The following is a 14,055-nucleotide window of genomic DNA, read 5'->3' on the forward strand; positions in this document are numbered from 1 at the left end:
ATCAACGCTGGGGAGCGTTTCATGTCTTTGCGCCGGTCCAACGGCTTCACACTGATCGAGTTGATGGTCACCATCGCGGTGCTTGCCATCCTGGCAGTGATTGCGTTTCCGAGTTTCCAGGGCGTGCTGCGCTCGAACCGGGCGGCCACCACCACCAACGAGCTGATGGCTTCATTGGCGCTGGCGCGCAGCGAAGCGCTGAAGAACACCCGTGGGGCCGGGGTATGCGCCTCATCCGATGGCACCAGCTGCAACGGCGATACCTGGGGCGACGGCTGGATGGTCTGGTCCGATGCCGACGGCAGTGGCAGCTTCGATTCCGGCGAGCCGGTGCTGCGGTACTCGGCCGGCTCGACCAAGATGCTGGGCAGCCAGGACAACCTGACGCTGGCCTTCGACGGCCGGGGTCGCAATCGCGCCGCATCGGCGCTGGACATCACCCTCAAGCCCGACGAGTGCGGGGACCTGCCGCTGCAGCGCACGCTGCGGCTGTCGGCCGTTGGGCAGGTACGTGTGGAACGGGAGAGCTGCAAGTGACGGCAAGACATCTTGGCGCGCGGCGCGCAGGGCAGGGCGGCTTCACCATGATCGAGGTGCTGATCGCGATCGTGGTGATGAGCATCGGCCTGCTTGGTTTCGCGCTGTTGCAGACGATGAACGTGCGGTTCGTGCAGAGCGCGAATTTCCGCACTCAGGCGACCAACCTCAGCTACGAGCTGCTGGACCAGATCCGGATCAACCGCGTCGCCGCGACGACCTACGTAGGCAGCTACGCGGCGACCACCAAGGCGGCCGATTGCACATCGCCGATCGGCGCCAAGATCACCAAGGATCAGTACATGACGGACTGGCGCTGCCGGCTGGGCAAGGCCCTGGGCGATGAAGCCAGTGCCAAGGTGACCCGCAGCGGCGATGAAGTGACGGTCAGCGTGAGCTGGGGAGACGAGCGCTGGCTGGACGCGGCGGACACCACCTTTGCGGCGAGGACGCAGCTGTGATGCGCGCCATGTCACCCCGTGAACGCGTACGCGGTCTTTCGCTGATCGAGTTGATGATCGCCATGGTCATCGGCCTGGTCCTGCTGTTGGGCCTGATGCAGGTGTTCGCCGCTTCGCGCACGGCCTCGCGCCTCTCGGAGGGGCTGGCGCGCGTGCAGGAGAATGGCCGCTTCGCGATGGACTACCTGCAGCGTGATCTGCGCATGGCCGGCCACTTCGGTTGCGTCAACGACCAGAGTCACAATGTGCAGAGCCCTGGCTCGATGCATACAACGTTCGATGCCGGCGGCCACCCGGCGCTGGATTTCATGCAGTCCATCCAGGGCTTCGAGGCCGCCGACACCGAGCCTGGCAAGCCGTTGACCCTGAGTGCCACACCGTCGACCGGCGGCATCGAGTACACCCCGGCGCTGCCGACGGAATACGCCGAAGCGTTGACCAATCGGGTGGACGGCAGCGACATCGTCGCACTGCGGTTTCTGGTGCCCGATGGTGTCCCGGTCACCTTGGTGGGGGGCACGGACGATAAACCGGTGTTCAATTTCGACAGCAGCCGTTGGGCCGTTCTCCAAAGTGGTGTGGAAGCGCCGGGCCTGTTTGGTGTCGCCGACTGCCTGACCGCCACCATGTTCCAGGCAAGCGAGGTGAGTGGGTCTGCCGGTACCGTGACATTCGAGTCCGCGCCGAACAACACCGGCAGCTTCACCAGCCTCTATACGCCGGGCCAGGCCATGCTGTATCGCGCGGAGAGCGTGGTCTATTACATCGGCTACGACGCCACCACCAAGCAGAGTTCGCTCTATCGCGTGCGGTTCTCGGCCAAACCCGGTGAAGCCCTGGTCGCGGGTACGCCGGAAGCACTGGTCGAGGGGGTCCGCAACATGCAGCTGCTGTATGGGCAGGATCGCTCGCTCAGCGCCGCCTCGCCGCCCACCGGCTACATCGATCGGCAGGGAACCGCTGCCGACGTGGAGGCCTCGATCACGCCGGCCGCCGATGCGTGGCGTCGGGTCGGGGCGGTGCAACTGGGCCTGGTGCTGGAAAGCCCGGATCCGTCAGCCGCAGCGCAGGCCAACGCGGATGCGGCGTTGACGGCCATGGGCGTCACCTTCACCGCGCCGACGGACGGTCGTTTCCGGACGGTCTACCAAACCACGATCGCCGTACGTAATCGCCTTTATGGCAATTGAGGCTTCCATGGCATCGCGTCCAAAACCTTTTGTCGCACCGCGCCGCCAGAACGGTGCCGTGCTGTATGTCGCCCTCATCATATTGATCCTGCTTGCGCTTCTCGGCGTAGCAGGCATGCAGGTGACCGGCATGCAGGAGCGCATGGCGGCCAACTACCTGCGCACCAACCTGGCCTTCCAGAATGCCGAGGCGGATGCACGCACGCTGGAGAACACCATCGATACCGACCTGGCGGCCGGCGGAACCTACACGGCAAAGCAGGAAGAGTGCAGCCCGATCTTCGATCCCCTGACCTGGGCCGACGGCACCTCCGACGCCAAGGCAAGCTATACGCGGCGCCTGGACAAGTGCTTCGCCGCCTCCAGTGCGCGCGTGGGTGAGCGCCAGAACGAAGAGACCGGCAACATCTATCAGATCACTGCACTGGCCAGTGACGAACCGACCAATCCCTCGGCCAGTGCGGTCGTCGACACGATCTATATCCCATGACCTCTGATCGCTTCCATTTCAGCAAGCGCACGATCAACTGGCTGCGCATTGGCGTCCTTGTCATCGTGGTGGGCTTCCTGCTCAGCCGCGTCGTGCCGCTGCGCGCCGCGTTGGGCGACTACGACATCGCGCAGGAGCCGCTCTATACCAAACAGAGCCAGCCGCCGCTGATGATGATGGTGATGTCGCGCGATGAGCAGCTGTTCAACAAGGCCTACAGCGATTACAGCGATCTGGACGACGACAAGATCATCGATACCACGTACCAGGACAAGTTCCCGTACGAAGGCTATTTCGATTCGAATCTTTGCTACAGCTATGACGCCGGAGTGTTCAAGGCCGCCAACGCAGCCACCGGCGACAACAAGCACAGCTGTGGTGGCAAGGGCTGGTCGGGCAACTTCCTCAACTGGGTGACCATGAGCCGGCTGGACGTGATGCGCTACGTCCTCTATGGCGGGCAGCGTTCCACCGATGATGCCAACAAGACCGTGCTGGAGCGCGCACAGATCCCCAATGACCTGCACGCGTGGGTCAAGGTTTATACCGGCAACGATATCAACAGCTTCACGCCCCTGACGGCGAGCGCATCGTTCTGTAACGCGAGCATCAGTGCGGATGGTGCGCCGCTCATGCGCGTGGCGGGAGGGGTCTGGTCGGAATGGGCGTCAACGGCACTTTATCAATGCGGCGTGAGCCGCACGGGTGATGGCGGCTCGGATACGCCTAAAAAAACCACCGACTACAACGTCCGGGTGGAAGTCTGTAATCCAGGCAAGGATGCGCACCGCGAGAGTTTCTGCCGCAAGTACAACGACGGTACCAACGATCACTACAAGCCTAGTGGTCTGCTGCAGAGCTATGGTGAGAGTGGCCGTCTTCGTTTTGGCCTGGTGACCGGCACCTACTCCAGTCCTCGCGATGGCGGTGTGCTTCGCCGGAACATCGGCAAGATTGCTGGCAATGGCAGTACGCTTTGTGACGCGGGCGATGAGATCAACCTGGCCACCGGGCAGCTCTGCCTGGCGAAGAACAGTGGCGCCGAGGGCATCATCAATACGATGTCCAACTTCCGGATTGACCAGTGGAACTGGAGCAACAATTGGAACGACTGCAACGACTACAGCATTCTGAACCGCCAGGGGTTCAAGGGGCGCGGCCATTTGCTCGATCCGGGCAGTTCCGGCGACGGTGCCAAGAACTGCAGTGCCTGGGGTAATCCGCTGGCCGAGATGTATGCCGAGGCGCTGCGTTACGTGGGCGCTGGAACCAAGGTTTACGGAGATACCGGTGATCTTTCGGGCCTGCCAACCGGGGTCGAATGGAAGGATCCTTACCGGAGCACGGCAACGGGGGGGAACTCGTACTGCGCCACCTGCAACATCCTGGTGATGTCCTCGGGGCTCCCGTCGTTCGACAGTGACAACGTCGGCTCGGTGCCCCATCTGGCTTCGGCGGTGTCAGCAACGGATGCGCTCGGTGCTGCGGAAGGGATCAACGGCAAAAGTTATATGGCTGGGCGGGTCGGACTCACTGGCCGCTACGAGTCGATTCGAACCCACGAAGACATCTGCGAAGCCCGCACCGTCGACAACCTCAGTCTGGTCCGCGGTATCTGTCCGGACATTCCTTCCACCGAAGGTAGCTACCTGATGGCAGGGTTGGCAAAGGCCGCCGCGGAGACCGATCTGCGCCCGGGCCTGACAGGCAAGCCGGCGGACTACAAAGTGACCGCGACCACCTATACGGTGGCCATGGCGGAGAACCTGCCCAAGTTCGACATCAGCGTTGCCGGCGGCACGATTTCGTTGTCGCCGCTGTGTCAGGCAAACAACACCGGCAGTGCCAAGATCAGTGATTCGGGTTGGCGCAGCTGCTTCCTCGGCGCCGTCGGAATCGGCACCAAGCAGTCGACGGTAGGTGCCAAGCATGTCTATGGTCGTCCCTATCGTGCCGACGGCAAGTCCGGCAGCTTCTCGCTGGTGTGGGAGGATTCGTTGTGGGGCAACGATCATGACAACGACGTCGTGACGATGATGAGCTACTGCGTCGGTGCTGCCTGCGGGGACAAGGCGGGCGTGGCTGACATGTGTTGGCGATCGGAGAACAAGACGGAATGCGCCAATGGCTTGTTGAGCGCGACCATCGGCGAAGATGAGGTACTGGTGCGCCTTGAGAATCTTTCGGCGTACGCAGGCAATGCGATGTTGACCGGTTACACCATCGTTGGCTCGAGCGCGACCAACGTGCAGCGCCTGCTGCTGCGTCCGGGCGACAGCAATGGCTCGGTGATCAGCACCTCGGAGAATCCGCCGGACAACTGGACCAAGCCTTCTCTGGTTCGCTACAAGTTGAGTGGTGCGCAGGCCAGCCAGCTGGAAAGCCCGCTGTGGTACGCCGCCAAATACGGCGTGCCCAGTGGCAAGTGGGACACCAAGGTGCCAGGTACGCCGGATAACTACTTCCTCGCACGCAATCCAGCCAAGCTCAAGGCCGCGCTCGAGGCGATCTTCGCAAGTGCTGCGGAAGGCGACGCGCCGGTGGCGGGCGGTGGCTCCGGTGCGCGTATCAATGCGGGCTCGTTCACGGTATCAGCCAGTTACAAAGTGACCTCGGGCACCAACGACTGGGTGGGTGATGTCGTTGCCAGCAAGGTGTCCGACACGGGTACCGATGACATTGAGCTGTGGCGCGCCTCGACCAAGATGAGCTCCAGTGGTCGCACCATCGTCATGGCGACTTCGCCGACCACGGTCGATGGGAGCGGGGCGTTGGTGCCGGTGGCGGCTGCACCGTTCGAGGCGAACAATGTCCCGGGTGCGGACCGCAAGGCGCAGTTGGCCAGTATGGGTTTCAGTAGCTCTATCCCCGATTGGTTTGGCTCGCACAGCGTGGCCGACCTGGTGAACTACCTGAAAGGCTCGGCCATCAGCGGCTTCCGCTCGCGTGGTTCGATTCTTGGCGATATCGTCAACTCCACCACCGAGATCGTGTCCACGGCCGACAACTACGGCTATGGCACGTGGGGCTCCACGCCCGCCTGGAAGGCGACGCTGGCGACCCGATACAAGGACTACCTGACCGCGAAGAAGAGCCGGCGCACCATGGTGTATGTCGGCGCGAACGACGGCATGCTGCACGCCTTCGATGCCTCCACCGGCACAACGGCCGGCAATGAGCTCTTCGCGTTCATTCCGTCCGCCTCGCTGCAGCACATGGCCGAGCTGGCCAATCCGAAGTACTCGCATCGTTATTACGTGGATGGTGCGCTGACCTCGTCGGACGTCTATTACGGCGATGCCTGGCATACCGTGCTGGTCGGCTCCACCGGTGCCGGCGGCGCCACCCTGGCGCCCAATGCGAAGGCTGTCGGCAACGGCGCGATGTTTGGCTTGAACATCAGCAATCCGGGCGCTTTCACCAAGGATGACGTGCTGTGGGAAGTCTCGGGCAAGACCGATTCGGACATGGGCTTCGCGCTGGGCAAGCCGGTGATCGTGCCGGTCGCTGGCAGTGCGGCTGAGAGCGCGCCGCGGTTCGTGGCGATCTTCGGCAACGGCGTCAATGCATCCAGTGGCAAGCCGGTGCTGTTCGTGGTGGATATCCAGACCGGGCAGGTGCTCAAGCGACTGTCGCCCAGTGGCAGCGGCTATGCGTTGCGCAACGGCCTGATCAACGTCGCGCCGGTGGCGGCCTACAACAGCAACGGGATCGCCGACACCGTCTATGGCGGTGACATGCAGGGCAACCTGTGGAAGTTCGACCTCCGCGATCCAGACCCCAGCAAGTGGGCCGTGGCCTACAGTGGCGCACCCCTGTTCACCGCCAGCCGCAACAGCGTCGCCCAGCCGATCATGGGGGGGCTGGAGGTCTCCAAGGCGGCCGGGCGTGGCTACAACATCGTGTTCGGTACCGGCCAGTACTTCACCAATGACGACAATTCCGTGAGTTCGTCTTCGCCGGTGCAATCGCTGTACGGCGTCTGGGACAACATGACCTCGACGATTGGCGGACGCGGTGATCTGATCTCGCAGCAGATCACCTCGCGTGCCGGAAGCGGGGGTTACTCGCTGCGGGATGTCAGCAGCAACGCCGTCAATTATGTGAGCCAGCGCGGCTGGTATACCGACCTGATCGTCGGCGACGTGGTGGCCGGTGAGCGCTTCGTTGGCTATCCGACCATCCAGGATCGGAAGGTGGTGTTCACCACCTACGAGCCGGGTCAGGCGATCTGCGGCGGCGGCGGCGGTACCAACTGGATGTACTCGCTGGATCTGCTTACAGGCGCTGGATCGATGACCGGCCTCAGTCAGGAGATCGGGGGCGATTCGCTGTGCACAGGCAACTGCGGCGGCATCGCGCTGACCAAGGGCGGGGCCACCAATAGCGGCCCACCGGTGAAGGACAGCAACATCTTCGTGCCGAAGTTGACTCCGTGCGACCCGACCAAGGCCACCTGCACGGTGGATGAGCTGATCAAGGCCAACCAGTGCACCTTCGTGCTGCGTGCACCGGGTGCCGACCCGCTGTACATGCCGCGCCCCTGCGGACGCCAGTCCTGGCGGCAGGTGCGCTGATGACCTTCATGACGAGAGCCCCCATGCAGACCGCCTTCCGCCGCCGTGTCGCCGGTTTCACCCTGATCGAGCTGATGATCACGGTGGCCGTGGTGGCCATCCTTGCCACCATCGCCATGCCGGCCTATCAGGACTCCGTGCGGAAATCCCGGCGTGCCCAGGCCAAGGCCGATCTGGTGGAGCTGGCCCAGAACCTGGAGCGTTACCACACGGTCCAGAACACGTACGCCACCGCCAAGCTGCAGTTCACCCAGTCACCGCGCGATGGCACCGCACATTACACCCTGTCTTTCGACAAGGATCCGACAGCGAGTACGTTCGGTATCCAGGCCGTCCCGGTGGCCGGCGGAAGCCAGGCCAAGGACACGTGCGGCACGTTGGCGCTGGATCAGGCAGGGCGCAAGAAGCCCACCGAGAAGACCGTCTCCGGCTGCTGGTAACGTTGCCCTATCGCCGGTTGTACCGGAGTGCTTGCATCCCCCTGCCGATGCTGGCTAGAATGCGCACCCCGCCCGAATAGCTCAGCCGGTTAGAGCACTTGACTGTTAATCAGGGGGTCGTTGGTTCGAGTCCAACTTCGGGCGCCAGATCTGCAAAAGCCGCGAGCAATCGCGGCTTTTGCTTTTTGTGTTTCCGTCCGGCGGGCGATGACGGCCTCAGCAGGCCACGGGGCGCCGCGGGCGCTCGCTGCGGATGCGGCCTGAAAGGCTGACCACCACCTTGCCCTGGGAGGCGCCGTCCAGGCAGAAGATGACCGACTGGTTGCTGCCATTGAGCCGCCCATCCGGCCGGAACTGGAGGCGCGGCTTGGCCTGGCTGCCCCAGGCGCTCAGCCTGGAGCGGGCGTGCTGCTGCACCAGCAGGGGGCCTGCGGAACGCGCCTCGCCCGAGGAAGGCGTTGCGGGGGCATAGAGCATCCAGCCCCGGGCCCAGTCCCGGCCGCACGTCACGCCATCGTCAGTGGGGCAGACCGCGATCGGGCGCCGTTCGGTGATCGCCGTGTTGCGCGCGGTCGCCAATGCGGAGGCCAGCTGCATGCGCAGGCTGTCGGCCTGCAGGCGATCCCGGGTCTGCTGCATGGCCGGCAGGGCCATGCCGGTGAGGATGGCCAGGACCGCCATCGCGATCAGCGACTGGATCAGCGTCACGCCGGCGCAGTTGGCCGGGCAGGGCAGGGGGCGGGCGTGTTCCACGGCAACGGTCCGGGGTGCGTGCAACCTTCACTCTGGCGGCCCGACGGCCCCACCGCCGCCGGTTCATGCCGCGTTGTGCTGTCGGCCCTCCCCTCAACAGGCCGTCACCAACCCGGCCGTTATACTGAAGGCTTCCCGGCAGTGGCGGCACCATGAGCGATCGTTTCCAACTTGAATCCCCGTATTCGCCGGCGGGCGACCAACCGGCGGCCATCGAGAAACTGACCGCCAACTTCGAGGCGGGCATCGCCAAGCAGACCCTGCTCGGCGTCACCGGTTCCGGCAAGACCTACACGGTCGCCAACGTGATCCAGCGGGTCCAGAAACCGACCCTGGTGATGGCGCCGAACAAGACCCTGGCCGCGCAGTTGTACGGCGAGTTCAAGTCGTTCTTCCCGCACAACGCGGTCGAGTATTTCGTCAGCTACTACGACTACTACCAGCCGGAGGCCTATGTGCCTTCTTCGGACACCTTCATCGAGAAGGACAGTTCGATCAACGAGCACATCGAGCAGATGCGGCTGGCGGCGACCAAGACCCTGTTGTCACGCCCGGATGCGATCGTGGTGGCGACGGTATCGGCGATCTACGGCCTCGGCGCGCCCGAGGACTATCTGTCGATGCGCCTGATCCTCTCCACCGGTGAGCGGATCGACCAGCGCGACCTGATCAAGCACCTGACCCAGCTGCAGTACACCCGCAACGAATTCGAGCTGCACCGCGGCACCTTCCGCGTGCGCGGCGAAGTGATCGATGTGTTCCCGGCCGAATCGGACAGCGAAGCGGTGCGCATCGAACTCTTCGAAGGCGAGGTCGAGCAGATCAGCATGTTCGATCCGCTGACCGGCGAAAGCCTGCGCAAGATGATGCGCTACACCATCTATCCCAAGACCCACTACGCGACCACCCGCGAGCGCGTGCTGTCGGCGGTGGACACGATCAAGGCGGAGTTGAAGGTCCGCCTGGAACAGCTGTACGAGCAGAACAAGCTGGTGGAAGCGCAGCGCCTGGCGCAGCGTACTCAGTTCGATCTGGAGATGATGGCTGAGGTCGGCTACTGCAACGGCATCGAGAACTACTCGCGGCATCTCACCGGCAAGAACGCCGGCGATCCACCGCCGACGTTGTTCGATTACCTGCCGCCGGATGCGCTGCTGGTGATCGACGAATCGCACGTGACCATTCCGCAGATCGGCGCGATGTTCAAAGGCGACCGGTCGCGCAAGGAAACCCTGGTCGAGTTCGGTTTCCGCCTGCCCTCGGCCCTGGACAACCGTCCGCTGCGATTTGAAGAATGGGAAGAGCGTTGCCCGCGCAGCATCTATGTCTCGGCCACGCCGGGGCCGTATGAGCTGCGCGAGACCGAAGGCGAGATCACGGAACTGGTGGTACGCCCGACCGGCCTGATCGATCCGGTCGTCGAGATCCGCCCGGTCGGCACCCAGGTCGATGACCTGATGTCCGAGGTCAACGAGCGCATCAAGCTGGGCGACCGCGTGCTGGTCACCACGCTGACCAAGCGCATGGCCGAGAACCTCACCGAGTACCTGACCGAACACGGCATCCGCGTGCGTTACCTGCACTCGGATATCGACACCGTCGAGCGCGTGGAGATCATTCGCGATCTGCGTCTGGGCAAGTTCGATGTGCTGGTCGGCATCAACCTGCTGCGCGAAGGCCTGGACATGCCGGAAGTGTCGCTGGTGGCGATCCTTGATGCCGACAAGGAAGGCTTCCTGCGTTCGACCGGTTCGCTGATCCAGACCATCGGCCGCGCCGCGCGCAACCTGCGCGGCAAGGCGATCCTCTATGCGGACAAGATGACGCGCTCGATGCAGGCCGCGATCGACGAGACCGACCGCCGTCGCGCCAAGCAGGTCGAATACAACGAGCTGCACGGCATCGTGCCCAAGTCGGTGCTGCGTCCGATCACCGATGTGCTCGAAGGCGCGCGTTCGGAAGCGGCCGAGAAAGAGTCGCGCGGCAAAGGGAAGGGCAAAGGCAAGGGCGGGCGTGTGGCCGAAGAGTCCACCGATTACCGCACGATGGAGCCGGCCCAGATCGCCAAGCGCCTGCAGGCCCTGGAGCAGCAGATGTACCAGCACGCCCGCGATCTGGAGTTCGAAGATGCGGCCCGGGTACGTGATCAGATCCGCCAGTTGAAGGAGGCCAGTCTGGGCTGAACAACACATTGGGAAATATCTTCACAAAAGTGTTGCGCTTTCCGGGGGGCGTCCGTAATATACGCGGCCTGCACCGACGCATTCGCAGCGGGGCAGGAAAGCAAAACGGGCGGTTAGCTCAGCGGTAGAGCACTACCTTGACATGGTAGGGGTCACAGGTTCGAACCCTGTACCGCCCACCACTTCAGTCCCGGAGACTGTCGTGGCACAACAGAAAAGCCAGCCCTCGGGTTGGCTTTTTTGCTATGTGCGTTTCCTGACAACGGCCTGCATGGCGCACTGATACCCCGCACTGCGCCCGCCGTCGACACTCAGGGTTTGCTGGGTGCTGCACATGCGGCGAGTGCTACACAGCGGCGGCATGGCTGCACACGCGTCGCTTCCCATTTTCGGCAAGGCGTGTGTCGTCGCTTTGCTGGCAGGCATCTGCACGATCGTCTTCTCGCCCCGGCTGCTGCCGCTGGGGTGGGGCGTTGCCGCAGCAGCTGCCGGCAGCCTGCTCTGGGTCCTGCCCTGCCGCCTCCGCCTCCTCGGCGCTGCCTTGTTCGGTCTCGGTTGGGCCGCCGTGCACGGTCACGCCGGGCTGGCGCAGCAGCTGCCCCCCGGTGGCCCGCCGGTGGACCATGTGCTGCAGGGGCGCGTGATCAGCCTGCCTCAGCAGGGTCCCGGCGGTACCCGTTTCCGCTACCGGGTGGACGACGGCCCGACGATGCCAACCGGACTGCGCGGCCGTGACCTGGCGCTGGGCTGGCATGACGCATTCCGTGGCCCAGCCGATGAGCGCCGGCGCACGCTCCAGGCCGGCGAACGCTGGTCGCTCACGGTCCGGGTCCGGCCGCCACGCGGGCGGGTGAACCCCGGCGGGTTTGACGCCGAAGGCTATGCGTTGCGGCAACGGGTGGCTGGCAGCGGGTACGTGCGCGAGCCTGCCCAGGCGCACCCGCTGGGTGAGCCGACCGGACTGCCTGCGTGGCGAGAGCAGATGGCTGACGCGATCGCCACGGCAGTCGAGGGCGATGGTCGTCGCTTCGTCCAGGCGCTGGCACTGGGCGATACCCGCGGCCTGAGCCAAGCCGATTGGGATGACCTGCGTGCGCTGGGGGTGACCCACCTGGTGGCGATCTCCGGCTTCCATGTCGGCGTGGTGGCCGGCGTCGCCGCTCTTTTGGCGGGCGGGCTCTGGCGGTGCCTGCCGATGCTCGGCCTGTACGTACCGCGTCCGATGGGGGCCGCGGCGGCGGCCGTCGCAGGCGCGGCGCTGTATGCCGCAGCCGCCGGTTTCGCGCTGCCGACGGTGCGGACCGTGCTGATGATCGCGGTGGTGGCCACTGCGCGCTGCAGCCGGCGGCGGGCAACCGTGGCGCAGTCGCTCTCCCTGGCGGCGCTGGCGATGCTGCTGTTCGACCCGCTCGCCGTCCTTGCGCCCGGTTTCTGGCTGAGCTTTGCCGGCGTGCTGTGGCTGATCTGGTGCCTGCCCGGGCGCGAGGAGGGAGGGTTGCGGGGGTTCCTGAGTGCGCAGGGTGTGGCAACCGTGGCGCTGCTGCCGTTGACCGTGGCGTTGTTCGGGCAGGCCTCGCGGGCGGGACCGCTGGTGAACCTGGTGGCGATTCCCTGGTGGACGATGGTGGTGGTGCCGCTGGCGCTGCTCGGCACCGCCCTGGAGGCGCTGATCGACGGGGCGGGGGGCTGGCCGTGGCAGCTGGCGGCGTGGTGCTTCGAGGCCAGCTGGTGGCTGTTCGGGTATGCCGCGCGCAGCGAGCTGTCGCTGTGGTGGCTGCCGCAGTCCAACCGCTGGGCGCTGATCTCGGCCGTGTTCGGCGTGTTCTGGCTGCTGCTGCCGCGTGGCAGTGGTGGCCGGGTCCCCGCACTGGTGCTGTGCCTGCCGCTGTTGTGGCCGGCGCGGCACGTGCCGGCTGAGGGCGAGGTGGAACTGCTGGTGATGGACGTGGGGCAGGGCCTGGCGGTGGCAGTACGCACGCGTCGGCACACGCTGCTGTACGACACCGGGCCGGGGGCCGAGGAGGGATTCGATGCCGGCGAGCGGATCGTCGTGCCGACCCTGCGTGCGCTGGGGCAGGGTCGGCTGGACCGGATCATGATCAGCCACGACCATCGCGACCACACCGGTGGCCTGCGCGGGGTGCGTCGCAGCTTTCCCGGCGCGATGCTGCAGGCGCCGCCCGGCGTCCTGCGTGGCCGCGCATCGACCTGCCATGCCGGGCAATCCTGGCAGTGGGACGGCGTGACGTTCCGGGTGCTGCATCCGCCGCGCGACGAACCGCAGTCGACCAACGACAGCAGCTGCGTGCTGCGGCTGGAAACCAACCAGGGGGCCATCCTGCTGGCCGGGGACATCGAGAAGCGCAGCGAGGCCCTGCTGCTCCGGCACGCAGGCGCGCTGCTGGCGGCCCAGGCGGTCGTGGTGCCGCACCATGGCAGTGCCAGTTCGTCCACGCCGGCCTGGGTGGCGGCCGTCGCGCCGCGGCTGGCGATCGTCTCGACCGGTCACCGCAACCGGTTTGGGCATCCGCGTGCCGAGGTGGTGGAGCGCTGGCAGGCGGTGGGCGCCGAAGTGCTCAACACGTCCGAGAGCGGCGCGGTTCGCATCTGGCTCGGGCGTGGAGGCCTGCAGGTGCGTGAACAACGGGTTTTCGAGCGGCGTTGGTGGGATGCCGCGGAGCGGAGCCGGCCGGCTGCTATCCTATCGGCGATCAAACAGGCGGCCGCTGGGCCGGAGGATTGAAACGTGTGGGAACTGGTCAAGGCCGGTGGCTGGCCGATGCTGCCGCTGCTGCTGTTGGGCGTACTGGCTTTGGCAATCGTCCTGGAGCGTTTCTGGACCCTGCGGCGCAATGAAGTCCTGCCCCCCGGGCTGGGCCAGGAAGTGCGCAACTGGGCCGCACGCGGCAAGCTCGACCCGAGCCACATCCAGTCGCTGCGCGGCAACTCGCCGCTGGGCGCGCTGCTGGCGACCGCGCTGGAAGCGCGCAACCGCCCGCGCGACCAGATCCGCGAGCGCATCGAAGATGCCGGCCGGCATCTGGTTCACCGCATGGAGCGGTTCCTGAACGCACTGGGCACGATCGCCTCGGCGGGCCCGCTGCTGGGCCTGCTCGGCACGGTGGTCGGCATGATCCAGATGTTCATGGGCATTCTCGACCACGGCGTGGGCGATGTGAACCAGCTGGCCGGCGGTATCGGCAAGGCGCTGGTCTGCACCGCCACCGGCATGATCGTGGCGATCCCTGCGCTGATGTTCCATCGCTATTTCAAGGGCCGCATCGCCGGTTACGTGATCGAGATGGAGCAGGAGGCGTCGGCGCTGCTGGATGCACTCGACGGTCGCCCGGGCGTGATGAACAACGCGCCGCGTGCCGCCGCTGGTTCGGCCGGCGCCGCACCGGTCACGGTCAAGGGCTGACGG

The 14,055-nt window shown here is 65.3% G+C and carries 10 protein-coding genes and 2 tRNA genes; 11 read left to right on the forward strand and 1 reads right to left on the reverse strand.

The genetic code is table 11. The features are described from left to right. Window positions 1-21: 21 nt before the first annotated feature. The 7 genes from ABE571_RS13130 (at window position 22) to ABE571_RS13160 (ending at window position 7,842) form a co-directional block, all read left to right on the forward strand. Entirely contained in the window at window positions 22-537 is a 516-nt protein-coding gene (locus tag ABE571_RS13130) for a Tfp pilus assembly protein FimT/FimU (RefSeq protein WP_346463752.1), read from the forward strand. Continuing rightward, window positions 534-998, forward strand: coding sequence for a type IV pilus modification protein PilV (pilV, locus tag ABE571_RS13135; protein WP_313217815.1), 465 nt, complete (start codon window positions 534-536; stop codon window positions 996-998). Before ABE571_RS13130 ends, pilV begins: the two co-directional genes overlap by 4 nt. Window positions 999-1,006: 8 nt before the next feature. Then, on the forward strand, window positions 1,007-2,188 hold the full coding sequence (locus tag ABE571_RS13140) for a PilW family protein (RefSeq protein WP_346465469.1): 1,182 nt from the start codon (window positions 1,007-1,009) through the stop codon (window positions 2,186-2,188). A 7-nt stretch (window positions 2,189-2,195) separates the two neighbouring features. Further along, a complete protein-coding gene (locus tag ABE571_RS13145) occupies window positions 2,196-2,678 on the forward strand; it encodes a PilX N-terminal domain-containing pilus assembly protein (protein ID WP_121041674.1) in 483 nt (160 codons plus the stop codon). After that, the gene (locus ABE571_RS13150) at window positions 2,675-7,255 is read left to right on the forward strand and encodes a PilC/PilY family type IV pilus protein (RefSeq protein WP_346482967.1); all 4,581 of its coding nucleotides are present in this window, start codon (window positions 2,675-2,677) and stop codon (window positions 7,253-7,255) included. The genes ABE571_RS13145 and ABE571_RS13150 overlap by 4 nt, the downstream gene beginning before the upstream one ends. An 8-nt stretch (window positions 7,256-7,263) precedes the next feature. Further along, window positions 7,264-7,695, forward strand: coding sequence for a type IV pilin protein (locus ABE571_RS13155; RefSeq protein ID WP_313211234.1), 432 nt, complete (start codon window positions 7,264-7,266; stop codon window positions 7,693-7,695). 70 nt (window positions 7,696-7,765) lie between these two features. Next, a tRNA-Asn gene (locus ABE571_RS13160) sits at window positions 7,766-7,842 on the forward strand. A gap of 69 nt (window positions 7,843-7,911) precedes the next feature. Here ABE571_RS13160 and ABE571_RS13165 read toward each other — a convergent pair. Further along, a complete protein-coding gene (locus tag ABE571_RS13165; protein ID WP_346493816.1) occupies window positions 7,912-8,448 on the reverse strand; it encodes a GspH/FimT family pseudopilin in 537 nt (178 codons plus the stop codon). Between the two features lie 152 nt (window positions 8,449-8,600). On the opposite strand from ABE571_RS13165, the gene uvrB reads away from it, so the two are divergent. From uvrB to ABE571_RS13185, 4 genes are all read left to right on the forward strand, one after another. Further along, window positions 8,601-10,631, forward strand: a complete 2,031-nt coding sequence (uvrB, locus tag ABE571_RS13170) for an excinuclease ABC subunit UvrB (RefSeq protein ID WP_259260246.1) — start codon at window positions 8,601-8,603, stop codon at window positions 10,629-10,631. Between the two features lie 107 nt (window positions 10,632-10,738). Further along, window positions 10,739-10,813, forward strand: a tRNA-Val gene (locus ABE571_RS13175). A 179-nt stretch (window positions 10,814-10,992) separates the two neighbouring features. Further along, complete coding sequence (locus tag ABE571_RS13180) at window positions 10,993-13,374, forward strand: DNA internalization-related competence protein ComEC/Rec2 (protein ID WP_346493817.1); 2,382 nt, start codon at window positions 10,993-10,995, stop codon at window positions 13,372-13,374. Between the two features lie 3 nt (window positions 13,375-13,377). Next, a complete protein-coding gene (locus tag ABE571_RS13185; protein ID WP_313211230.1) occupies window positions 13,378-14,052 on the forward strand; it encodes a MotA/TolQ/ExbB proton channel family protein in 675 nt (224 codons plus the stop codon). Window positions 14,053-14,055: the final 3 nt, after the last annotated feature.

The sequence above is a fragment of the Stenotrophomonas sp. TWI273 genome (genome assembly GCF_039674765.1).
Classification (GTDB): Bacteria; Pseudomonadota; Gammaproteobacteria; order Xanthomonadales; family Xanthomonadaceae; genus Stenotrophomonas.